The 22,241-nt window shown below is 73.9% G+C and carries 26 protein-coding genes; 16 read left to right on the top strand and 10 right to left on the bottom strand.

Translation table 11 applies throughout. From position 1 onward, the window contains the following. Positions 1-16: 16 nt before the first annotated feature. The gene (locus ABTY59_RS09055) at positions 17-1,720 is read left to right on the top strand and encodes a fibronectin type III domain-containing protein (protein WP_352018234.1); all 1,704 of its coding nucleotides are present in this window, start codon (positions 17-19) and stop codon (positions 1,718-1,720) included. On the opposite strand, the gene ABTY59_RS09050 is transcribed toward ABTY59_RS09055, so the two are convergent. Next, positions 1,689-2,435 (bottom strand): cobalt-precorrin-6A reductase, encoded by a 747-nt coding sequence (locus ABTY59_RS09050; RefSeq protein ID WP_352018233.1) that lies wholly within the window; start codon positions 2,433-2,435, stop codon positions 1,689-1,691. The two genes, ABTY59_RS09055 and ABTY59_RS09050, sit on opposite strands and share 32 nt — an antisense overlap. A gap of 12 nt (positions 2,436-2,447) precedes the next feature. Between ABTY59_RS09050 and ABTY59_RS09045 the strand changes: the two genes are divergently transcribed. Continuing rightward, complete coding sequence (locus ABTY59_RS09045) at positions 2,448-3,566, top strand: cobalt-precorrin-5B (C(1))-methyltransferase (RefSeq protein WP_352018232.1); 1,119 nt, start codon at positions 2,448-2,450, stop codon at positions 3,564-3,566. Between the two features lie 41 nt (positions 3,567-3,607). Further along, the gene (locus tag ABTY59_RS09040; RefSeq protein ID WP_352018231.1) at positions 3,608-4,171 is read left to right on the top strand and encodes a GNAT family N-acetyltransferase; all 564 of its coding nucleotides are present in this window, start codon (positions 3,608-3,610) and stop codon (positions 4,169-4,171) included. On the opposite strand, the gene ABTY59_RS09035 is transcribed toward ABTY59_RS09040, so the two are convergent. After that, entirely contained in the window at positions 4,156-4,833 is a 678-nt protein-coding gene (locus ABTY59_RS09035; protein ID WP_352018230.1) for a hypothetical protein, read from the bottom strand. The genes ABTY59_RS09040 and ABTY59_RS09035 overlap by 16 nt on opposite strands. A 97-nt stretch (positions 4,834-4,930) precedes the next feature. Here ABTY59_RS09035 and ABTY59_RS37640 point away from each other — a divergent pair, with 97 nt between their 5' ends. Further along, positions 4,931-5,005, top strand: coding sequence for a 50S ribosomal protein bL37 (locus tag ABTY59_RS37640; RefSeq protein ID WP_099895366.1), 75 nt, complete (start codon positions 4,931-4,933; stop codon positions 5,003-5,005). 24 nt (positions 5,006-5,029) lie between these two features. On the opposite strand, the gene cobM is transcribed toward ABTY59_RS37640, so the two are convergent. Together cobM and cbiE are read right to left on the bottom strand one after the other, a co-directional pair. Next, positions 5,030-5,779, bottom strand: a complete 750-nt coding sequence (gene cobM / locus ABTY59_RS09030) for a precorrin-4 C(11)-methyltransferase (RefSeq protein ID WP_352018229.1) — start codon at positions 5,777-5,779, stop codon at positions 5,030-5,032. Then, the gene (gene cbiE, locus ABTY59_RS09025) at positions 5,776-6,999 is read right to left on the bottom strand and encodes a precorrin-6y C5,15-methyltransferase (decarboxylating) subunit CbiE (RefSeq protein ID WP_352018228.1); all 1,224 of its coding nucleotides are present in this window, start codon (positions 6,997-6,999) and stop codon (positions 5,776-5,778) included. Before cbiE ends, cobM begins: the two co-directional genes overlap by 4 nt. A gap of 114 nt (positions 7,000-7,113) precedes the next feature. Between cbiE and ABTY59_RS09020 the strand changes: the two genes are divergently transcribed. The 4 genes from ABTY59_RS09020 to ABTY59_RS09005 all read left to right on the top strand — a co-directional run bounded on the left by ABTY59_RS09020 (position 7,114) and on the right by ABTY59_RS09005 (position 9,778). Beyond that, the gene (locus ABTY59_RS09020; RefSeq protein WP_352018508.1) at positions 7,114-8,190 is read left to right on the top strand and encodes an LLM class flavin-dependent oxidoreductase; all 1,077 of its coding nucleotides are present in this window, start codon (positions 7,114-7,116) and stop codon (positions 8,188-8,190) included. A gap of 4 nt (positions 8,191-8,194) precedes the next feature. Continuing rightward, positions 8,195-8,818, top strand: a complete 624-nt coding sequence (locus ABTY59_RS09015; RefSeq protein ID WP_352018227.1) for an FMN reductase — start codon at positions 8,195-8,197, stop codon at positions 8,816-8,818. Positions 8,819-8,872: 54 nt separating this feature from the next. Continuing rightward, a complete protein-coding gene (locus ABTY59_RS09010; RefSeq protein WP_352018226.1) occupies positions 8,873-9,313 on the top strand; it encodes a universal stress protein in 441 nt (146 codons plus the stop codon). 93 nt (positions 9,314-9,406) lie between these two features. Then, the gene (locus ABTY59_RS09005; protein WP_352018225.1) at positions 9,407-9,778 is read left to right on the top strand and encodes a VOC family protein; all 372 of its coding nucleotides are present in this window, start codon (positions 9,407-9,409) and stop codon (positions 9,776-9,778) included. A gap of 7 nt (positions 9,779-9,785) precedes the next feature. On the opposite strand, the gene ABTY59_RS09000 is transcribed toward ABTY59_RS09005, so the two are convergent. From ABTY59_RS09000 to ABTY59_RS08975, 6 genes are all read right to left on the bottom strand, one after another. Next, a complete protein-coding gene (locus ABTY59_RS09000; RefSeq protein WP_352018224.1) occupies positions 9,786-10,649 on the bottom strand; it encodes an ABC transporter permease in 864 nt (287 codons plus the stop codon). Then, positions 10,646-11,614 carry an ATP-binding cassette domain-containing protein gene (locus ABTY59_RS08995; RefSeq protein ID WP_352018223.1) on the bottom strand — a complete coding sequence of 323 codons (969 nt, stop codon included), beginning with the start codon at positions 11,612-11,614 and terminating at the stop codon, positions 10,646-10,648. Before ABTY59_RS08995 ends, ABTY59_RS09000 begins: the two co-directional genes overlap by 4 nt. A gap of 15 nt (positions 11,615-11,629) precedes the next feature. Next, positions 11,630-12,034: a hypothetical protein gene (locus tag ABTY59_RS08990; RefSeq protein ID WP_352018222.1), complete on the bottom strand. Its 405-nt coding sequence runs from the start codon at positions 12,032-12,034 to the stop codon at positions 11,630-11,632. A gap of 85 nt (positions 12,035-12,119) precedes the next feature. Next, entirely contained in the window at positions 12,120-12,527 is a 408-nt protein-coding gene (locus tag ABTY59_RS08985) for a RidA family protein (protein WP_352018221.1), read from the bottom strand. Positions 12,528-12,581: 54 nt separating this feature from the next. Continuing rightward, positions 12,582-13,061, bottom strand: a complete 480-nt coding sequence (locus ABTY59_RS08980) for an RrF2 family transcriptional regulator (protein WP_502995345.1) — start codon at positions 13,059-13,061, stop codon at positions 12,582-12,584. A gap of 55 nt (positions 13,062-13,116) precedes the next feature. Then, on the bottom strand, positions 13,117-14,448 hold the full coding sequence (locus tag ABTY59_RS08975; protein WP_352018220.1) for an aminotransferase-like domain-containing protein: 1,332 nt from the start codon (positions 14,446-14,448) through the stop codon (positions 13,117-13,119). A gap of 74 nt (positions 14,449-14,522) precedes the next feature. Between ABTY59_RS08975 and ABTY59_RS08970 the strand changes: the two genes are divergently transcribed. From ABTY59_RS08970 to ABTY59_RS08935, 8 genes are all read left to right on the top strand, one after another. Continuing rightward, a complete protein-coding gene (locus tag ABTY59_RS08970) occupies positions 14,523-15,320 on the top strand; it encodes an alpha/beta fold hydrolase (protein WP_352018219.1) in 798 nt (265 codons plus the stop codon). Between the two features lie 37 nt (positions 15,321-15,357). Beyond that, entirely contained in the window at positions 15,358-15,786 is a 429-nt protein-coding gene (locus tag ABTY59_RS08965) for a DUF7144 family membrane protein (protein ID WP_352018218.1), read from the top strand. A 10-nt stretch (positions 15,787-15,796) separates the two neighbouring features. After that, a complete protein-coding gene (locus ABTY59_RS08960; protein WP_352018217.1) occupies positions 15,797-16,225 on the top strand; it encodes a hypothetical protein in 429 nt (142 codons plus the stop codon). Positions 16,226-16,230: 5 nt separating this feature from the next. Further along, entirely contained in the window at positions 16,231-17,205 is a 975-nt protein-coding gene (locus ABTY59_RS08955) for an endonuclease/exonuclease/phosphatase family protein (RefSeq protein WP_352018216.1), read from the top strand. Between the two features lie 18 nt (positions 17,206-17,223). Beyond that, positions 17,224-17,466, top strand: a complete 243-nt coding sequence (locus tag ABTY59_RS08950; protein WP_352018215.1) for a DUF2630 family protein — start codon at positions 17,224-17,226, stop codon at positions 17,464-17,466. Positions 17,467-17,542: 76 nt separating this feature from the next. Beyond that, on the top strand, positions 17,543-19,495 hold the full coding sequence (locus ABTY59_RS08945; RefSeq protein ID WP_352018214.1) for an FUSC family protein: 1,953 nt from the start codon (positions 17,543-17,545) through the stop codon (positions 19,493-19,495). 216 nt (positions 19,496-19,711) lie between these two features. Further along, complete coding sequence (locus ABTY59_RS08940) at positions 19,712-21,187, top strand: APC family permease (protein ID WP_352018213.1); 1,476 nt, start codon at positions 19,712-19,714, stop codon at positions 21,185-21,187. A gap of 56 nt (positions 21,188-21,243) precedes the next feature. Continuing rightward, positions 21,244-22,233, top strand: coding sequence for a hypothetical protein (locus tag ABTY59_RS08935; protein ID WP_352018212.1), 990 nt, complete (start codon positions 21,244-21,246; stop codon positions 22,231-22,233). Positions 22,234-22,241 lie beyond the last annotated feature (8 nt).

The following is a 22,241-nucleotide window of genomic DNA, read 5'->3' as shown; positions in this document are numbered from 1 at the left end:
GAAAGGGCCCCTTCCTGTGCTGACTCGTCACCGGCTGAGCGCGCTGGCCACCACGGCCGCCCTCGCCGCCTCCAGCGGTCTGCTGACCGCCGGCCCGGCCTCAGCGGCCGTCACCTGCGCGTCCCCGGTGTGGAAGGCGGAGTACTTCGCCAACACCACCCTCACCGGCACGCCGAAGCTCACCACCTGCGACCTCGCGATCTCCGAGAACTACGGCCTCGGCGACCCGCCCGGCGTCACGCTGCCGAAGGACAACTTCTCCGTCCGCTGGTCCGTCACCCGGGACTTCGGCTCCGGCGGCCCGTTCACCTTCACCGCCGAGGCGCAGGACGGCATCCGCGTCACCCTCGACGGCGTCCGCAGGATCGACCTGTGGAAGAACGTCTCCACCACCCAGAGGAAGACGGTCGGCCTCGCCGTCCCCGCCGGCCGGCACACCCTCGTCGTGTCCTACGCGACGTGGACGGGCGCGGCGAACGTGAAGTTCGGCTACGCGCCCGTCACCTCGGCGACCTACGACAAGGTCCGCCCGCTGGCACCGGCCGGCGCCTCCGTCGCGTACGACCGCACGCTCGGCAGGGCCACCCTGAAGTGGGCCGCCAACAAGGAGATGGACCTCGCCGGCTACCGCGTCTACCGGCGCCTCGGCACCTCCGCCGCCTGGGCCAGGGTCAGCAGCGCCACCGCCGCGGTCACGACCACCTCGTTCGTGAACTCCCCGCCGCCCACCGGCCAGACGTACCTGTACGAGCTCCGCGCCGTCGACCGGGCCGGCAACGAGTCGCCCGGCGGCGCCGACCTGACCGTGCTGTCCGTGGACAGGACCCCGACCGCCGCCCCCGCCGGCGTCACCGCGACCGACGGCGACGGCGGCGTCGTCCTCGCGTGGCAGCCCGTCGCGGGCGCCGCGACGTACACCGTGCACCGGCAGCGCACCGGCACCGCCGACCCCGTCGCGCAGGTCGCGTCCGGCGTCACCGCCGCCACCTGGAAGGACACCACCGCCGCCGAGCGGACGGGCTACACCTACTGGGTCTCGGCCGTCGACGCCGCCGGCAACACCTCGCCCCGCACCGCCGTCACGACCACGCGCGGCGACCACGCGCCGGGGGCGCCCACGGGCCTGACGGTGGTGGACAGCTCCAACGCGGTACGGCAGCACACCCTGCGCTGGACCGCTCCCGCGGACACCGACGTGGTCTCGTACAGGATCTACCGCAACGGCGGCAGCAGCCCCCTCGGCACCGCCACCGGAACCGCCTACACCGACATGCACGCCGTCTGGCACGGCACGACCTACCGGTACACGGTGACGGCGGTCGACCGGGCAGGCCACGAGTCCCCCGCCTCCGCCGAGGCGGTCATCACGACCGAGGGCGACCTGGTCGCCCCGGCCCCCGTCACCGGCGTCCGGGCCACGCCCCGGGAAGACGGCGTGCTGGTCGAGTGGGACGCGAGCACGGAGCCCGACCTCAAGCGGTACGAGGTCTTCCGGGCCGAGCCGTACGACGACGGCGACGGCGGCGTCGTCTGGCTCGCGCACCGCGTCGAGTACCTCTCCAAGGACGCCACCTCGTTCCTGCATCCGGCCGTGCCGGACGGCGAGACCGTGATGTACGGCGTGATCGCCGTGGACCGGTGGGAGAACCTGCTCGACGTGACGGACCCGGGCCTGGACTGGGCCGAGGTCACCGAGCTCGGGACGCCCCCGGCCGAGTAGCCGCCCAGGCGGCGGCCTCCTCCGGGGAGGTCGCCGTCGTCACGCCGTCCGGGACCGGGGGACGGCGGACCAGCACGACCGGGACGCCCGCCTCGCGGGCCGCCGTCAGCTTGGGGGCGGTCGCCGCGCCGCCGCTGTCCTTCGTCACCACGACGTCGATCCGGTGCCGGGCCAGGAGCTCCCGCTCGCCCTCCAGGGTGAAGGGACCCCGGTCCAGCAGGAGCTCGGTGCGGGCCGGCGCCGCGGTGTCCGGGGCGTCCACCGAGCGGACCAGGAACCACTGCGGGCAGGCCTCGAAGGCCGCCAGGCCCATGCGGCCCGTCGTCAGGAACACCCGGTCGCCGAGACCGTCCAGGCTCCGGGCGGCCTCCTCCAGGGACGCCACCGACCGCCAGTCGTCGCCGTCCACCGGGACCCAGCCGGGACGGCGCAGCGCCAGCAGGGGAACATGGGCGGTGGCGGCCGCCCGGGCCGCGTTGAAGCTGATCCGCTCGGCGAAGGGATGGGTGGCGTCGATGACCGCGTCCACGGCGTGCTCCCGCAGCCACGCGGCGAGCCCCTCCGGTCCGCCGAAGCCGCCGATCCGGACCTCCCCGACGGGCAGCCGCGGGCTCGCCACCCGCCCCGCGAGGGAGCTGGTGACCCGGGCCCGGCCGTGCAGCAGTCCGGCGAGGGCGCGGGCCTCGGTGGTCCCGCCGAGAATGAGTACGTGCACAGGAGCCTCTTCGTGACTTCAGGCGGCGGGCGTGAGGCCCAACTCAAGCACACCGGCCTCCGCCCGGGCTGGACGACCGGTGCCTGCGCGACGGCGGCCACCACCGCCGCGTACACCGCGCTGCTGACCGGCGACTTCCCCGACCCGGTGACGATCACCCTGCCGAAGGGGCAGACGCCGTCCTTCGCGCTGACCGCCGAGGCCCTCACCGACGGCTCGGCGATGGCCGCCGTCGTCAAGGACGCGGGCGACGACCCGGACGTCACGCACGGGGCCGTCATCCGCTCGACGGTACGGCTCCTGCCGGCGGGCTCGGGCGTCGTGTTCCGCGCGGGCGAGGGCGTCGGCACGGTCACCCTCCCGGGCCTCCCCCTGGACGTCGGCGAACCGGCGATCAACCCGGTCCCCCGGCAGCTGATGCGGGAGCACGTGGCGGAGGTCGCCGCCCGGCACGGCGGCGGCGGCGACGTCGAGATCACCGTCTCCGTCGACGGCGGCGCCGAGATCGCCCGCTCCACCTGGAACCCCCGCATCGGCATCCTCGGCGGCCTGTCGATCCTCGGCACGACCGGCGTCGTCGTGCCGTACTCCTGCTCCGCCTGGATCGACTCCATCCGCCGGGGCGTCGACGTGGCCCGCGCGGGCGGCCTCACCCACGTCGCGGGCTGCACGGGCTCGACGTCGGAGCGCACCGTCACGGGCATCTACGACCTGCCGGAGATCGCGCTCCTCGACATGGGCGACTTCGCGGGCGCCGTCCTCAAGTACATCCGCCGCCACCCCGTCGACCGGCTCACGGTCTGCGGCGGCTTCGCCAAGCTCTCCAAGCTGGCCGCCGGCCATCTGGACCTCCACTCGGCCCGCTCCCAGGTCGACAAGTCCTTCCTCGCCGGCCTGGCCCGCACCGGCGGCGCGTCCGAGGCCCTGGCCGCGGAGATCGCCGCCGCCAACACGGGCCTCGCCGCCCTCCGCCTCTGCGAGGCCGCCGCCGTCCCCCTCGGCGACCTGGTCGCCACCCGTGCCCGCGACGAGGCCCTGGCCGTGCTGCGCGGCGCGCCGGTCACGGTGGACGTGATCTGCATCGACCGCGCGGGGACGGTCGTGGGCCGGTCGTCGCCGGCGGGGCCGTAATCCGCATGACAGCGCCGTGAGCACCCGCCGAGAATCCGGGGATGAGCGACTTCTCGCACAAGCCGACCCTCACCGGTGACCTGGTGGTCCTCCGGCCCGTCACCGAGGCCGACGTCCCCGCGCTGCTGCCCCTGTTCGAGGACGCGGAGATCACCCGGCTCACCGGCGGCCACACGCGGTTCGACGAGGCGGCCCTCCTGACCTGGTACGGCTCCCGGGGCGCGCGGGACGACCGGCTCGACCTCGCCGTCGTCGAGCGGGCGACCGGCCGGGTCGTCGGCGAGGCCGTCCTCAACGAGTGGGACCCCGGCAACGAGAGCTGCGCCTTCCGGATCGCCTTCGTCCCGGACGCCGTCGGCCGGGGCCTGGGCACGGAGGCGACCCGGCTGATCGTCGGACACGGCTTCGAGGCGCTCGGCCTGTACCGGATCTGGCTGGAGGTGTACGCCTTCAACCCCCGCGCCCGCCGCGCCTACGAGAAGGCGGGCTTCCGCCCGGAGGGCGTCCTGCGGGGCGCTCTGCTGTGGGAGGGGGAGCGGGTGGACGCGACGGTGATGTCGGTGCTGGCGCCGGAGTGGGCGGGCGGACGTCAGGCCGTCGGGTAGCCGGTCTCCGCCAGGTCCTCCGCCAGGTCGGCGAGGGTCACGTCCGGGTTGAGGGCCGCCACCACCTGCGGGGTCAGCGGGCGCAGGGCCAGGACGTGGCGTACGGCGTCCCGGTCGACCGGGCGCCCGTAGTAGTCCTCGGCGAACGCGGTGTACGCCTCCGCGGAGCGGTCGACGAGCAGGCGCAGGAAGCGGCCGGAGCCGTCGGGGTCCTCGTGGCCGTCCAGGTCGGGGAAGTCGACGGGGCCCGTGTGCCAGGCCTCGTCCTTCGTCTCGCGCCACAGACAGGCGGTGGTCACGTGCACCCCGTCCTCGTCGGTGAACGCGGGCTCCGTCAGGTACTCCCGGAAGGCCTCCGGGACGCCGTCGAGGACCCCGGGCCAGGTCTGCCCGTCCGCGAGCGGCCCGAAGGGGCTCAGCGGCGACTCGTGGTCGAAGACGCGGGCGAACGCCCCGGCGGGGGAGAGGACGATCGTGTACTCACCGCCCGAGCCGTCCCGCATCGACGCCAGCTGCTCGGTCCGGGACCAGTGCGCGTCGAAGGAGTAGTACCGGCTCTCCCACTCCGGGCTCAGGACGGCGTCCAGCATCGCGAGCCCCCGGGAGTGGTCGCGCAGTTCCTCGATGCCCGGCAGCGCCCGGGCCACGTCGTAGACGGTCACGGGGCCATTCAAGCCCCTGGCACCGAGGTGCGGCACCACGGCCCCGCTCCTAGGCTGGCCCCGGCAGGGTTCCCCGTCCCGAGCGAGAGGAAGTCCCATGGCGAAGCGCGGCAACAAGAAGCGGGCCCGCAAGAAGAAGAAGGCCAACCACGGCAAGCGGCCCAACGCCTGAGGCGCCGGGCCCCGGACGGGGCCGTCAGCAGGTGTGGCGGTCCCGCGCCGGGTCGTACAGGTGGCTGTCGCGGAACTCCGACGCCGCCAGCGTGCGGCCCACGATGATGACCGCCGTCTTGGTGATGCCCGCGGCCTTCACCTGCTCCGCGATGTCGTCGAGGGTGCCGCGCAGGACCACCTCGTCCGGGCGGCTGGCCATCGCGACGACCGCCGCCGGACAGTCCGCGCCGTAGTGCGGGACGAGTTCGGAGACGATGCGGTCGACGTACCGCGCCCCCAGGTGCAGGACGAGCAGGGCGCCGCTGCGGCCGAGAGTCGCGAGGTCCTCGCCCTCCGGCATCGGGGTGGCCTGCTGGGCGATGCGGGTGAGGATCACCGTCTGGCCGACCGTGGGCACGGTGAGCTCCCGCTTCAGCGCGGCGGCCGCCGCCGCGAACGCCGGGACGCCCGGCACGACCTCGTACGGGATGCCCACCGCGTCCAGGCGCCGCATCTGCTCCGCGACCGCGCTGAAGACCGACGGGTCGCCGGAGTGCAGCCGGGCCACGTCCTGGCCCGCCTCGTGGGCCGCGACGATCTCGGCGACGATCCGGTCCAGGTCGAGCCGAGCCGTGTCGACGAGCTTCGCGTCCGGCGGGCACTCGGCGAGGAGTTCGGTGGGGACGAGGGAGCCGGCGTAGAGGCAGACCCCGCACGTGGCGAGGGTCCGCGCGCCGCGCACGGTGATGAGGTCGGCCGCGCCGGGGCCCGCGCCGATGAAGTAGACGGTCATGAGTCGTGAGAACCCTTCGTTACGGACCATTGCGTGACGGGCATGGCCTGGCGCCAGCCGGTGAAGCCGCCGACGGGCACGGCGGTGGAGACGGCCAGCCGGACCAGTTCGCCGCCGTGGCGGCCGTACCACCGGGCGAGCAGCGCCTCGGACTCCAGCGTCACGGTGTTGGCGACGAGCCGGCCGCCGGGCGGCAGCGCGTCCCAGCAGGTGTCGAGCAGGCCGGGGGCGGTGAGGCCGCCGCCGACGAAGACCGCGGCCGGGGCGGGCAGACCGGTCAGCGCTTCGGGGGCCGGGCCCGTGACGACGCGCAGGCCCGGCACGCCCAGGGCGTCGGCGTTGCGCGCGATGCGGGCGGCCCGCTCGGGGGACTTCTCGACGGCGATCGCCCGGCAGGTGCGGTGGGCGCGCATCCATTCGACGCCGATGGAGCCGGAGCCGCCGCCGACGTCCCAGAGCAGTTCGCCGGGGGCGGGGGCGAGGGCGGCGAGGGTGGCGGCGCGCACGTACCGCTTGGTGAGCTGGCCGTCGTGCTCGTACGCCTCGTCGGGGAGACCGGGCGTCGTGCCGAGCCGGAGCGCGTCCGGGTCGCGCACGCAGTCGAGGGCGAGGACGTGGAGGGCGTCGGCGCGCTCGTACGGCCAGTCGGCGGCGGTGGCGTCGAGAATCCGCTCGGCGGGGCCGCCGAGCTGCTCCAGCACCCGGATCCGGGTGCCGCCCCAGCCGCGCTCGCGCAGCAGCGCCGCGACCCGCGCGGGGCTGTCGGGGCCCTCGCCGAGCAGGAGGAGCCGGCGCCCGTCGTGGAGGGCGGCGGTGAGTGCGTCGAGCGGCCGGGCGACGAGGGAGACGGTCTCGGTGGCCTCCAGGGGCCAGCCGAGGCGGGCGCAGGCGTACGAGACGGAGGACGGGTGCGGCCGGACGTCGAGGCGGTCCGGGCCGACGAGCTCGGCGAGGGTCCTGCCGATGCCGTGGAAGAGGGGGTCGCCGCTGGCGAGGACGGCGACGCGGCGCCCTTCGTGGGCGGCGAGCAGGCCGGGGACGGCGGGGCGGAGCGGGGAGGGCCAGGTGACGCGCTCGCCGGGGCAGTCGGCGGGGGGCAGCAGGCCGAGCTGGCGGGGGGCGCCGATGAGGACCTCGGCGGCGCGCAGGACGCGGCGGGAGCTCTCGGGGAGTCCGTCCCAGCCGTCCGCGCCGATTCCGACGACCGATATCGCATTCACGTCCGGGACTCTACGGGAGTGCTGGTCGGGGGCCGGAATAGAGGAGGGGGTCGCGCCGTTGGAGCAGATAGTTTAAGCTTCAACCACTAACCAGGAACGCGAGAGGTGAGCACGATGCAGTTCGGGATCTTCACCGTCGGCGACGTGACGACCGACCCCACCACCGGCCGCACCCCCACCGAGCACGAGCGCATCAAGGACACCGTCGCGATCGCGCTCAAGGCCGAGGAGGTCGGACTCGACGTCTTCGCGACCGGCGAGCACCACAACCCGCCGTTCGTCCCGTCCTCCCCGACCACGCTCCTCGGGCACATAGCCGCCCGCACGGAGAAGCTGATCCTGTCCACCTCGACCACCCTGATCACCACCAACGACCCGGTGAAGATCGCCGAGGACTACGCGACCCTCCAGCACCTCGCCGACGGCCGCGTGGACCTGATGATGGGCCGCGGCAACACCGGCCCGGTCTACCCGTGGTTCGGCCAGGACATCCGCCAGGGCATCCCGCTCGCCATCGAGAACTACGCACTCCTCCACAAGCTGTGGAGGGAGGACGTGGTCGACTGGGAGGGCAAGTTCCGCAGCGCGCTCCAGGGCTTCACGTCCACCCCGCGCCCGCTCGACGGCGTCCCGCCCTTCGTCTGGCACGGCTCCATCCGCTCCCCCGAGATCGCCGAACAGGCCGCCTACTACGGCGACGGCTTCTTCGCGAACCACATCTTCTGGCCCAAGCAGCACACCGAGAAGATGGTCCGGCTCTACCGCCAGCGGTACGCGCACTACGGCCACGGCACCCCCGAGCAGGCCATCGTCGGCCTCGGCGGCCAGGTCTTCCTGCGGAAGAACTCGCAGGACGCGGTACGGGAGTTCCGCCCGTACTTCGACAACGCGCCGGTCTACGGCCACGGTCCGAGCCTGGAGGAGTTCAGCCGCGAGACCCCGCTGACCGTCGGCTCCCCGCAGGAGGTCATCGAACGCACCCTGTCCTTCCGCGAGTACGTCGGCGACTACCAGCGCCAGCTCTTCCTCGTCGACCACGCCGGACTGCCCCTCAAGACGGTCCTGGAACAGCTCGACATCCTCGGCGAGGAGGTCGTCCCGGTGCTGCGCAAGGAGTTCGCGAACCTGCGGCCCGCCGGCGTACCGGAGACCGCCCCGCTCCACCCCGCCGTCGCCACGAAGGAGAACTGACGCCATGCAGACGCTGAAGCTGGTCGCCGTGTCCGCCGGACTCAGCGCGCCCTCCTCCACCCGGCTGCTCGCCGACCGGCTGCTCCAGGCGGCCCGGTACCGGCTGGCCGAGCAGGAGTACGCCGTCGACGTCCAGGTCGTCGAGCTGCGGGACCTGGCCGTCGACATCGCGAAGAACTTCGTCACCGGCTTCCCGTCGGCCGCGCTCCAGGAGGCGATCGACACGGTGACGTCGGCGGACGGCGTCATCGCGGTGACCCCCGTCTTCACCGCCTCCTACAGCGGACTCTTCAAGTCCTTCTTCGACCTGATCGACCCGGCCGCGCTGACCGGCACGCCCGTCCTCATCGGCGCGACCGGCGGGACCGCCCGCCACTCGCTCGTCCTCGACCACGCCCTGCGGCCGCTCTTCGCCTATCTGCGGGCCCTCGTCGTCCCCACCGCCGTCTACGCGGCCTCGGAGGACTGGGGCACGGGCGGCGACGCGTACACGGACGGACTGCCGGCCCGGATCACCCGGGCGGGCCAGGAGTTCGCGGACACGGTCGCCGCACGGCCCGCCCGCCGCGACGACGAGGAGGAGATCGTCCCCTTCGAGAAGCAGTTGGCCGATCTGCGGCTGGATTGACCTGTTTGTTACGTTGGCCGGACGAGGTTCCCGACAGCGAAACGGAGGTCGGCGATGGCCGGCGGCAGGATCGTGGTGGGCGTGGACGGATCGGCACCCTCCCTGAGGGCGCTGCGGTGGGCGGCCGCGCAGGCCGCCCTCACCGGGGACTCGCTCCAGGCGGTGATCAGCTGGGAGTACCCGGCGACCTGGGCGAACGTGATGCCCGGCGTCCCCCTGCAGTTCGACCCCGAGGACCTCGCCCGGCAGGTCCTCGACCAGTCCCTGAGCACCACCCTGTCGGAGCGGGAGGCCGCCGCCGCCACCCGCACGGTCGTCAGCGGCAACGCCACACAGGCCCTCGTCGACGCCTCCGAGGGCGCGGACCTGCTGGTGGTGGGCGACCGCGGCTACAGCGGCTTCAAGGCCGCGGTCCTCGGCTCGGTCTCCACCCACGTCACCCAGCACGCGCCGTGTCCCGTCGTGGTCGTGCGCGGCGGCCCGGCGGACGACTGACGACTGACGGCGGGCCGCTGACCGCCGACGTGCCGACGACCGCCGCCCGGCTCACGCCGTGCGCCGGGCGGCGTCCCGGCGCATGATGCCGTCATGGACATCAAGCTGGAACTGGTCGCCGTCCCCGTCACCGACGTCGACCGCGCCAAGGCCTTCTACGAGAAGGTCGGCTTCCACGCCGACCACGACGTGCCCGTGAACGACGACATCCGGTTCGTGCAGATGACCCCGCCGGGCTCGGCCTGCTCGATCGCCCTCGGCAAGGGCCTCACCGAGATGGCCCCGGGCTCCCTGGACAACATGCAGGTCGTCGTCACCGACATCGAGGAGGCCCACCGCGAGCTCAGCGCACGGGGGATCGCGGTCAGCGACATCTCCGACCTGCCGTGGGGGTCGTTCGTCTTCTTCGCCGACCCGGACGGCAACCGCTGGGCGGTGCAGCAGACCACCACGCGCGGGAAGTAGCGGCCCGTCACCTGCGGTTGTAGAGCCGCATGGTGACCGCCCCGAAGACGAGCACCAGCAGCGCCGACCAACCGAGCGACCAGGCGATGTCCGCGGCCGGCCAGTCGCCCGCCATCAGTTCGCGTACGGCCGTCGCCAGATGGGTCACCGGGCTGTTGTTGACGAAGGCCTGGAGCCAGCCCGGCATCGTCTTCGGGTCGACGAAGACGTTCGACAGGAACGTCAGCGGGAAGATCACCATCATCGAGACGCCCATGACGGACTTCTCGCTGCGCAGCAGCAGACCGAACATGGTCCAGATCCACGAGAACGCGAACGAGAAGACCAGGAGCAGTGCGACCCCGAGCAGCACGCCCGCGATCCCGCCGTCCGGCCGGTAGCCGATGACCATGCCGACGGTCAGCATCACGGCCGAGGCGATCAGATAGCGGACGACGTCGCCGAGGAGATAGCCGACCATCGGCGCGGGCCGCCAGATCGGCAGGGTGCGGAAGCGGTCGAAGACGCCCTTCTCGATGTCGGTGTTGACCGAGACCCCGGTGTACATCGTGATCATCACGACGCTCATCACCAGGATGCCGGGCAGCAGGAACTGGATGTAGGACGAGACGGAGCCGGCCAGCGCCCCTCCGAAGAGGTACGTGTACATCAGCACCATCATGATCGGGAACGCCGTCACGTCGAACAGCTGCTCCGGCACGTGCTTGATCTTCAGCATGGCCCGCCAGCCGAAGGTCATCGAGGCGGAGAGGGCGCTGGGGCGCGGCGGCCGGGAGTGGCCCACGAGCAGCGCCGCGAGTTCGTCCGCCTTCGGGGCGACGAAGTCGAGCGTGTCGGCCGCCCGGACGTCCTTGCCGGTGGAGACGGTCATGCCGTCGTCCCCTTCCTGTCCGTCAGCGCCAGGAAGACCTCGTCGAGGCTGGGCTGCCCCAGCGCGAAGTCGTCGACGACGATCCCGGCCCGTGCCAGCTCCGCCAGCGCCCGCGCGGCCTGCTCGGCGGCGCCCAGGTCCGTCCCGTGGCCGTCGACGGTGGCGGTGAGCGCGACCGGGTCCGCGTCCAGCTGGACGCCGGCGTTCAGGGCGCCCGCGAGGACCCGCTCGGCGTCGGACCGCCGCTCGGGGTCCCGGAGGCGCACGTGCACGGAGCCGGAGCCGACGGAGGCCTTCAGCTCGCCCTTCGTGCCCTCCGCGATCACCTTGCCGTGGTCGATGACGGCGATCCGGGAGGCCAGCTGGTCGGCCTCGTCCAGGTACTGGGTGGTCAGCAGGACGGTGGTGCCCTGGGCGACCACCGCGCGGACGATGTCCCAGACCTGGTTGCGGCTGCGCGGATCGAGCCCGGTGGTCGGCTCGTCGAGGAACAGCAGGTCGGGAGTGTTGAGGATGGACGCGGCGATGTCGATGCGGCGCCGCATGCCGCCCGAGTAGTTCTTGACCTGCCGGTCGGCGGCCTCCGCGAGCCCGAACGCGGCGAGCAGCTGCTCGGAACGCTCCCGGGCGCCGGGCCGGGTGTGGCCGAGCAGCCGGCCGAGCAGGACGAGGTTCTCGGTGCCGGTCAGGTCCTCGTCGACGGAGGCGTACTGCCCGGTGAGGCTGACCCGGCCCCGCACGGCGTCGGCGTCCTCGACGACGTCCCTGCCGAAGACGCTGGCCCGCCCTCCGTCGGGGCGCAGGAGGGTGGCCAGCATCTTGACGGCGGTGGTCTTGCCGGCGCCGTTCGGCCCGAGGACCCCGTAGACGGTGCCGGACGGCACGCGGAGGTCGATGCCATCGACGGCGCGGTTGCTCCCGAAGACCTTGACCAGGCCCTCGGTCTCGATGGCGAGGCCGGTCATGCCGTGGATCCCCGGTCAGTACGGGGCCGGGTGGCCCTGCGCGTCCTCGTGCGTGTAGAAGAGGTAGTAGGCCGCCGCGCCCGACACCGCTCCGCTCATCAGCCCCAGCCCGCTCGACGAGAGCACGCTCGCCCCGGCCAGGCTGTACAGGAAGCCGACGGCGATCCCCACCAGCGCTCCCCACGCCGCCGCGCGCGGTTCGCGCGGGAGGACGTGGCCGTAGTGCCGGAGGGCGTAGATGGCGACGGCGAGGACGATGGCCGAGGCGAGTCCGAGCCAGAGCTGTCCCAGGGTGGTCGGGCCTCCGTGGCGGGCGTTGGTCGCCGCGTAGAGGCCGTAGAGGACGCCGATCGTGACCGGGGCGCCCCAGCCGTGCAAGCTGATCCGGCGCCCGGTGGGCACCGCTGCGTGTGCGGCCATGATCAGGAGCTCCCGTCTCTCGCCCCCCTGGTTCCCGGTCCCGCACCCTCAAGGGCACACCCGCTCCCGGCGCCCCGCAAGTGGATCAGGCGGCGGGCCGCACCGCGACGGCGTCGATCTCGAAGAGCATGCCCGGCAGGGCGAGCGCGGCGACGCCGCTGAGGGTCTGCGCGGGGAGCCGTTCGCCGAAGTGGGCGTGGAGGGCCTTGCCGAGGACCTCCAGCTTGGCGAGGTCGTGGTCGACGACGTACGAGCCGAGGCGGACGACGTGTTCGAGGCCGAGGCCGACGCCTTCGAGGGCGTGCCGCAGGTGGGCGAGGGAGAGCTCGACCTGGGCGGCGAAGTCGCCGGGGACGGGCGCGCCGGTGGTGTCGGAGGCGTACTGGCCGGCGATGAAGACGAGCTCGCCGGGGGCGGAGGCGGCGTGGCTGTAGCCGAAGGGGGCGGGGTCGTGGAGGGTGTCGGGGTTGGTGAGGACGCGCTGGTCGGTCATGAGGTGCTTCCTTCCCATACGTTCATGGATATGTGATGTCCGGAATCGATCGCGTCAGACGCCGGCGAACCAGCTCCGCAGCCGGTCGGGCGCCGTCGGCGCCTGGAGCTCCGCCCGCTGCCGGACGTCGTCCAGGGTCTGGGCGGCGAGTTCGCGCCGCCAGGCCAGCTCGGCCCGGCCCATCGCGCCGGCGACGGCACACTCGGCGGCGTACGTCCGCGCGGGTCCCGCACCGGGGCCGTGCTGCCGGATCTCGGTGCAGCGGAACGCCTCCTCGGGACCCTCGATCGCGGTGTAGACGTCCATCAGCGTGATCCGGTCCAGTCCCCGCGCCAGGCGGAAGCCGCCCTTGGGGCCGGAGACGGAGGTGACGATCCCGGCGCGGGCGAGCGCCTGGAGCCGCTTGTTGAGGTAGGCGGCGGGCAGGTCGTGGTAGGCGGCGAGGCGCGCGGCGGAGACCGCGCGCTCCGGTCCGATCCAGGCCAGGTTCAGGCAGCTGTGCAGCGCCCACTCCACGCCTTCGCTCATCTTCATGGTTCTGGACTCTACATATCCAGGATAAGGAACATCAAGGGATTCCCGGAGTCACTCACGGCCCTTCCGCCGCCACCTCCGCCAGCCGCGCCAGCGCCTCGTCGAGCACCGCGCGGGGCGGTGACGCGAGGCCCAGCCTGACGGCGTCCGGGGCCGTGCCCCGGCCCACCGCGAAGGCGCTGCCCGGGGTGACCGCCACGCCCGCGCGTGCGGCGGCCGCCGCCGTGAAGGTCTCCGCGCGCCAGGGCGCCGGCAGCTCCCACCAGCAGTAGTACGCGTGCGGGGAGGTCCGGAGGGTGTGGTCCCCGAGCCGGCGCAGGAGCAGGGCGTGCCGGGCGCCGGTGTCCGCCCGCTTGGCGGCGACGGCCTCGGCGACCGTGCCGTCCCCGGCCCAGCGGGTGGCGGCGGCGAGGGCGAGCCCGCCGACGGTCCAGGCCCCGGAGCGCAGGGCGTCGGCCAGCGGCGCCCGGAGCCTGCCCGGCGCGACGAGGTACCCGACGGTCAGACCGGGTGCCAGCCGCTTGGAGAGGCTGTCGACCAGCACGACCCGCTCCGGCGCGTGCGCGGCGAGCGGCGCGGGCGCGCCGGGGTGGAGGAAGGCCCAGGTGGTGTCCTCGACGGCGGTCAGGTCCAGGCGCCGGAGCAGCTCGGCGAGCTCGGCCCGCCGCCCCTCCCCTGCGGTGGTGGAGAGCGGGTTGTGCAGGGTGGGCTGGAGGTAGACGGCGGCGAGCGGCGCGGCCCGGTGGGCGGCTTCCAGCGCCTGGGGCCGTACCCCTTCCGCGTCGAGGGCGAGCGGGACGAGCCGGATGCCGAGTCGTTCCGCGACCGCCTTGACCAGCGGGTACGTGAGGGCTTCGACGCCCAGGCGGCCGCCGGGCGGGACGAGGGCGGAGAGCGCGGCGGCGACGGCCTGGCGGGCGTTTCCGGCGAAGAGGACGCCGTCCGGGTCGGGCGCCCAGCCGGGCCGGGCGAGGACGGCGGCCGCGGCCTCGCGGGCCGCGGCCGTACCGGTCGCGGCGGCCGGCCGGGACACGGCCTCGGCGAGCACGTCGGGCCGGGCGAACGCCGCGAGCGCGCGGGCCATCAGCTCGGACTGGCCGGCCGCCTCGGGGTAGTTGAGCTGGAGGTCGACGGGTGCGGCGCCGGTCGCCTCGGCGAGCGCGGGCCCGGGCAGCGGGGGCGCGGCCCGGACGAACGTGCCGCGCCCGACCTCGCCGACGACCAGGCCCCGGCGGGCCAGCTCCCCGTACACACGGATCGCCGTCGAGTTCGCGATCCCGTGCCGCCGGGCGAAGACCCGCTGCGGCGGCAGCCGGTCGCCGGGGCGCAAGCGCCCGTCTCGTACGGCCGCCTCGACCCGGTCCGCGATCCTGCGGTACTCGTCCACGCCCCGCCACCCCCATTGCACCGAGAGCAAAGATCTTATTGCACCGAGGAGTTGCGGCTGCCTAGCCTGCGGTCATGCCCGTCGCCGAAACCCTCGCCACCAGCACCTTCTACGAGGACCGGGGCACCGGCCCCGCCCTCCTCCTCGTCCACGGCCACCCCTTCGACCACACCATGTGGCAGCCGCAGATCGACCGCTTCTCCCGCACCCACCGCGTCATCGCCCCCGACCTGCGCGGCTACGGCGCCACCCCCCTGGGCGCGACCACCGGCGCCACCCTCCTCGGCGACTTCGCCGAGGACCTCGTCGCGCTCCTCGACGCACTGGACATCGAGGAATGCGTCCTCGCCGGCCTCTCCATGGGCGGCCAGATCGCCATGGAACTCGTCCGCCGCCACCCCGGACGGGTCCGGGGCCTCGTCCTCGCCGACACCTTCCCCGCCGCCGAGACCGAGGACGGGAAGAAGACCCGCAACGCCATGGCCGACCGGCTCCTGCGGGAGGGCATGCGGGGGTACGCCGACGACGTGCTGGACCGGATGGTCGCCCCGTACAACACGCACGCCGCACCGCACGTCCACCGCATGATGACCGCCACCGACCCGGCCGCCGCCGCTGCCGCCCTGCGCGGCCGGGCCGAGCGCCCCGACTACCGGGAGACGCTCGCCGCCCTCGCGGTCCCCGCACTCGTCGTCGTCGGCCGGGACGACACGTACACCCCGGTGGCGGACGCCGAGGAGATGCACGCCCTGCTCCCGCACTCCACGCTCACCGTGATCGAACGGGCCGCGCACCTGCCCAACCTGGAACGGCCCGAGGAGTTCGACGCGGCCCTCGACGCCTTCCTGCGCTCACTCGTTCGGCCCAGCTGAAAGTTCGCAATCGTACGAACGCTCCCACGATGGGGCCATGAGCCAGAACACCGCACCCCGCAAGCCGAGCAGCTCCTCCGGCGCCTGGGCCGCCGGCGGCACCCTCTTCGCCGGCGTCCTCATGCTGGTCACCGGCTTCATGGACATCTTCCAGGGCATCGCCGGCATCGCCGAGGACGACATCTACACCCGCGTCGGCGACTACGTCTTCAAGTTCAACCTCACCACCTGGGGCTGGATCCACCTCATCCTCGGCATCATCGTCGCCATCGCCGGCTTCGGGATCCTCAAGGGCGCCGAGTGGGGCCGGATCGCCGGTATCTCCCTGGCCTCCCTCAACGTCCTCTTCCAGTTCCTCTTCCTGCCCTACCAGCCCTGGTGGGCGCTCTTCTCCATGGCCATCTCGGTCTTCGTGATCTGGGCGCTGGCCACGGACGAGGCCTACGGCACCGACGAGAAGCTCTGAGGCGCGGCCGATGAGACGCACACCGGGAACCGCTCTCGCCGCCACCGCCCTCCTCGTCGCGCTCACCGGCTGCGACGCCGCGCAGGACACGGCCGGCGACATCGTCTCCTCCGCCACGGCGGCCGTCGCCTCGGCCGCCCAGGAGAAGATGAACGAGATCAAGGACGGGGTGAACGCGAGCGGCGACGTCAGCGCGGGGCCGACCTCCACCGACGGCGACCGCACGGTCGCCACGATCACCGCGACCAACCCCAAGGACAAGAACGCCGACTACACGATCATGGTCAACTTCCGTGACGGCGACGGCAATCTGCTCGACGCCGTCGTCCTGAACATCGACGGGGTCGAGCCCGGGAAGTCCAAGACCGGCACGGCACGCAGCAACCGCACCCTCTCGGGCGCCACCAAGGCGGAGATCGCGCAGGCCCTGCGACACTGAGGCACGTGGACGAACCGCCGCACCTCCGGCCCGGGCGCCGAACCGCCGCCTGGGCCGGAGGTCTGCTCCTGGCCGTCCCCGCCGTCGTCACCTGCTGCCGGCTCCTGGACACGGACGCGGTCACGCCCGTCCCCCAGCTCCTCTCCTTCCTCCCCTGGCTCACCGTCCCCGCCGGGCTCGCGGTGCTGCTCGCCGCGTTCGCGCGCCGCCGCGGCCTCGCCCTCCTGGCCGCCGCCGTCCTCGCCGGCACCCTCTGGACGCTCCTGCCCTACGGACCGGACACCACCACCGCGCGCGGACCCGTCGCCGCCCGCGTCCGCGTCCTCGCCGCCAACGTCGAGTACGGCCGCGCCACCGAGGCGCTGATCGCCACCATCCGGCGCGAACGCCCCCAGCTGGTCTACGTCTCCGAGTGCGACCGCGCGTGCGGGCGCGCCGTCACCGGCGCGTTCGCCGCCGAACTCCCCCACCACGCCTCCGTCGACGCCGACGGCTCCCTCGGCTCCGTCCTCCTCAGCGCCCACCCGCTGCGCGACCGGGCCACCGTCCCCGGGGCCATGGGCATGCCCGGCGCCACCACCGACATCGGCGGCCGCGCCGTCCGCGTCCAGCTCGCCCACCCGCTGCCGCCGATGCCCGGCCGCGTGCACCGGTGGAAACGGGAACTGGGAGCGCTGCGCGACGAAGCCGCCCGGCGCGCCCCCGCCCCCCTCCTCCTCGCCGGGGACTTCAACGCCTCCCAGGACCACGCCGCCCTCCGCGCCGTCCTCGACGCGGGCCGCCTCCACGACGCCGCCCGCCTGGCCGGATCCGCCCGCACCCCCACCTGGCCGCTGGGCAGCCCCCTCCCCCCGTACGTCCAGATCGACCACGTCCTGGTCAGCGACGACTTCGCCGTCCGGGACGTCCGCTTCCTCGACCTCGCCGGCACCGACCACCGGGCCGTCCTCGCCGATCTCGACCTGCACACCGGGCGCTGATCCGCCACGCTGGAAGGCATGGACAACGAGGAGATCCTGGACGACATCGGCGCCCTCGTCGAGGAGGAACGCGCCCTGCGGGATCGCGCGGGCACCGGCGGCCTCCCGCCCGAGGAGCGCGCCCGCCTCGCCGACCTCGAAGTGCGGCTCGACCAGTGCTGGGACCTGCTGCGACAGCGGCGCGCGAAGGCGGAGTTCGGGGAGGATCCGGACGAGGCGGCCCTCCGGCCGCCCTCGGAGGTCGAGGCCTACCGCAACTAGAAGCTCTCCTGCCGATCAGGCCGGACGCCCCCGACGCCCCGCCCCCGCGCGGGCGGGCACGTCGTACGTTGGGCGCATGGCACGTCCCGCAGGCCCCGTACGGATCACCCCGCCCGCCTGGCTCACCGCCGGTCTCAAGCCCGCCCCCACGCCCGTTCCCTGGGCCGCCGTGCTGCGCGCCGCCGTCGCCCTGTCGGTGCCCCTCGCGGTCGGGCTCGCCGCGGACCGGCCGGCGTACGGGGCGCTCGTGTCGATGGGCGCGCTGTCCGGCGTCATCGGCGACACCGCCGACGCCTACCGGATGCGGGTCTACAACATCGCCGTGCCGCAGCTGTTCGGCGCCCTCGGGGTGACCCTCGGAACCCTCGTCTTCGGGCAGGGCTGGGCCGCCGTCGCCGTCCTCACCCTCGTCGCCCTCCTCTCCGGGATGATCTCCTCGATCGGCGCGGTCGCCTCCGTGTCGGGGCTGCTCCTCCTCCTGAACGCCGTCGTCGGCGCCGGCCTGCCCATGCCCGACCCGTGGTGGACGGCGCCCGTGCTCCTCACCCTCGGCGGCCTGTTCGTCCTCGTGCTCACCCTCCTCGGCTGGCCGATGCGCCGCGCCGCCCCCGAGCGGGAGGCCGTCGCCGCGACCTACCGCACCGTCGCCGAGCTGTACGAGGCCACCGGCACCGCCGCGTACGACGAGAAGCGGCAGGCCGTCACCGCCTCCCTCAACCAGTCCTACGACCTGGTGCTCGCCCGCCGGGCCCGCCAGCACGGCCGCGCGGGCTCCCTGGTGCGGATCCTCGCGCAGCTCAACGTGGTCATCCCGCTCGTCGAGGCCGCGCCCGCGGCCCATCTGCGGGCCCAGCTCCTCGGACCGCTGTCCCCCACGATCCCGGCGGCCGTGCGGGAGCTCGCGGACGCCGTCGCGGAGGGCCGCACCGGGACACCCGTGCTGGACCTGCCGACGCCCGAGCGGCCCGCCGAGAAGGCCGTGGACCACGCCCTGCGGCACGCGGCGGCCGTCGTCCACCAGGTCGACGCCGACCCGTACAACGTCGACGACCGGCTCGGGCGGCCCGCCGCGCTCCGGGTCCGCGCCCGCCGGGCCACCCGCGCCGTCCTGTTCTCCGAGGCGTCCTGGCGGTACGGCCTGCGGCTCGCGCTCTGCGTGGGCCTCGCGCAGGCCTTCGTCTCCCTGATCCCCGTACCCCGCTCGTACTGGGTCGCGCTCACCGTCACCTTCGTCATGAAGCCCGACTTCGGCTCCGTCTTCTCCCGGGCCGTGCTCCGCGCCGCCGGGACCGCCGCCGGGCTCGTCCTCGCCGCCCTGGTCCTCTCCGAGGTACCGCGCGGCTGGTGGGACGTGCCGGTCATGGCCCTCCTCGCGGCGCTGATCCCCGCCTTCTCCGCGAAGGGGTACGCCTTCCAGACCGCGGCCATCACCCCGGTCATCCTGCTGCTCTCCGACACCCTCAACCACCAGGGCTTCGACCTGGTCCTGCCGCGCCTCTACGACTCGCTCATCGGCTGCGGGATCGCCCTGGTCGCCGGCTATCTGCTCTGGCCCGAGTCCTGGCACGCCCGCATCGGCGACCGGCTCGCGGACGCGGTCGCCGACACCGCCGCGTACGTGGCGCTGGCCTTCGGCGCCGAGGAGGACCACAGCGGCAGGCTCCGGGCCCGCCGGAAGCTGTACCGGGACCTGTCGACCGTCCGCTCCGAATTCCAGCGCGCCCTGACCGAACCGCCGCCGACCGGCACCCGGGCCGCCGCCTGGTGGCCGCTCGTCGTCGCCGTGGAGCGGATCGTGGACGCGACGACCGCCGCCCGCATCCGGGTCGACCACGGCGCCCCCGCGCCCGACCCCGCCGAGGCCGCCGCCGTGGAGAGGGAGTTGCGGGAGCTCGCCGACGGACTGCGCGGCACCGACACCCTCGTGGAGGTGCGCGCGGAACTCCCCGGTGACGAGAGCGGAGTCCTGGCGCCGCTCCGTCAGGAGGTCGGCGCGGCCCGCGCCATCGCCGGTCCCGACCTGCGGTAAACCCCCCTCCGGGGGCGCACGGGAGGACTTACCGGCGGTCACGGAACGGAACCTTCCCCACCGCCGTTACCGGAAGCCACCCGGGCGACTACGATGCGCTCGATTCACCGTGATCCGCGCCCGCCGCCGTCGGCAACCGGCCCGGCGGACCGGCCGGTTCGCCCTGCCCCGCCGTGCCCCCGTCCTGCCTCAGCCCCGCGCCCCCGAGGACCCGCCATGCGCACCACCACGAACAGAGGCCTCCAGCCCAACGTCCTCGGCACCTTCGACACGATCGTGATGGCCGTCGCCGGCAGCGCCCCCGCCTATTCGCTGGCCGCCACCACCGCCGTCCTCTTCGGCGCGGTCGGCCTCGCCGGGCCCGCCGCCCTGCTCTACTGCGCGATACCCATGCTCGGCATCGTCCTCGCGTACGCCCGGCTCGGCCGCATCGACGTCAACGCCGGCGCCGGATACTCCTGGGTGGGCCGCACCCTCCATCCCTTCCTCGGCTTCCTGTCCGGCTGGGCGCTCGTCTTCGCCGCCACCGTGTTCATGGTCGCCGGTTCGCTGCCCGCCGGCTCCCTCACGCTGTCCCTCGTCGACGCGGACCTCGCCGCGAACACCCCGCTCGCCGCGGCCGTCGGCGCCGGCTGGTTCCTGATGATGCTGCTCGTCGTCCTGGGCGGCGCACGGCTCACCGTCCGGGCCCAACTCGTGATGTCCGGCGTCGAGATGCTCATCCTGCTCGGCTTCGTCCTCGCCGCCGTCGCGCACCGGGGCCGCGCCACGGCCTTCGACTGGTCCTGGTTCTCCCTCGACCGCTTCCACGGCCCCGAGGGGTTCGCCGCAGGGGCGCTGATCGCCGCGTTCTACTACTGGGGCTGGGACGTCACCAGCAACCTCAGCGAGGAGACCCGCGACAGCCGCCGCACCGCGGGACTCGCCGCGCTCGTCGGCGTCGGCTTCGTCTTCCTCCTCTTCGAGGCCTTCACCGTCGCCGTCAACGTGCTGCTGAGCGCCGAGGAGATCCGCGCCGCGGGACCCAACGTCCTCGCCGTCCTCGGCCAGGAGATCTGGCCCGGCGTCGGCGGGAAACTGCTCGTCGTCGCCGTCGTCCTGTCGACCGTCGCCACCCTGGAGACCACCCTCCTCCAGGTCACCCGCTCGCTCTTCGCGATGGGCCGCGACCGGACACTGCCCGCCGCGCTCGGGCTCGTGCACCGCCGCTGGAACACCCCGTGGGTCGCGATCGCCGCCGTCGGCGGCGCCGCGCTCCTCATGTTCTGCGCGGCCGCGGCCGCCGGCTCCGTGCAGCAGATCCTCAGCGACGCCGTCGCCGCGATCGGGCTCCAGATCGCCTTCTACTACGGCCTCGCGGGCATCGCCGCCGTCGTCGCGTACAAGGCGGTCCTGTTCCGCTCCGTACGCAACCTGGTCCTCGGGGGCCTGTGGCCGCTGCTCGGCTCCGCGTTCATGCTCTGGGCCTTCGCCGAGTCCCTCGGCGAACTCTCCAGGACCGCCCTCGCCATCGGACTCGGCGGACTGCTCATCGGCGTGGTCCCCCTGCTCGTGTACTGGCGCAAGGGCAGCGACTACTACCGCCCGGCCCGCCTGGACGCCGTCCGGGCCCTCGCGGCGGCGGAGGGCTCGGCCCCCGCCACGCGCCCGCGTACCGGACCCCGCGACAAGAGCTACGCGACGGACTTCTGACCCCACCCGCGCACGCAGCGACTTCTGACGGCAGCCGAACCCGAAGGAGGCCCCCGATGGCCGTACGCCGCCGCTCCGCGCGCCCGGCGCGACCGGAGCGCTTCGCGCCCGACTTCGACCCGGACTTCGGGGACCGGGCGCTCACCGAGGCGCGTCACGACATCGTCATCGGCCGCTGGCAGGGCGTACGGGACCTGCTCGCCGCCACCGGCACGGACTGGGCGCGCCGCACCCACCGGCTGAGGCTCCTCTCGCACGCCGCCGCCGGCAGCTCCACCGTCGAGACCTGGCGGGCCGCCGAGCCCGGCAACCCCGACGCGGCCGTGCTGCGGGCGGCGACCGAAGTGGTACGGGTCTTCGACGCGGCCATCGCGGCCGGCCGGGGCGCCACCATCGAACGGGGCCGGATCGACGCCGCCGTCGACGCGTGCCGGGGCGCCGCCGAGGCCGCCCCCGCCGACCCGATGCCGTGGGTGTCGCTGCTCTCGGTGGCGCGCCTGTACGAGGGCGGGGTGCCACGGCGTGAACTGCGGCACTGGTTCGACGAGTTGCGGCGCCGCGACCCGTACAACACCGAAGGGCACATCCAGGTGCTGCGCTACTGGTCGGCGCGGTGGCACGGCACGCACGGCAGCATGTACGACTTCGCGCGCGACGCGGCGGGCGTGGCACCGCCCGGTTCCCCGCTGCCGGTCCTCGTGCAGGTGGCGCGGGTCGAGGAGTACCGGTACATCGCGGACGGGGCGCTCGGCCGGGGTCCGGTGCGCGGCTTCGACCAGCACTGGAAGCACGAGCTCGCGGTGACGGAGCTGCGCCGCACCCACGCGCGCTGGATCGGCGGCCGCGACCCGGGGCACCCGGTGGCGCCGGAGGAGATCGGCGACCTCAACTTCCTCGCGCACGCGGCCTGCTACGCGGGACAGGTGGAGATCGCCCGGCAGCTGATGGGGATGCTCGGCCGACGGGCGGCCTGGGTGCCGTGGGCGTACACGGGCGACCCGGACGAGCAGTTCACCCGGTTCAGGGAGGGCCTGGGAGTGGAGTGATCCCCGCT

Origin of the sequence: Streptomyces sp. NPDC096079, assembly GCF_040303145.1 — a bacterium.
Lineage (GTDB): Bacteria > Actinomycetota > Actinomycetes > Streptomycetales > Streptomycetaceae > Streptomyces.
Note: the sequence above shows the minus strand (reverse complement) of the source record. Positions and strands in the feature narration are given on the sequence as shown.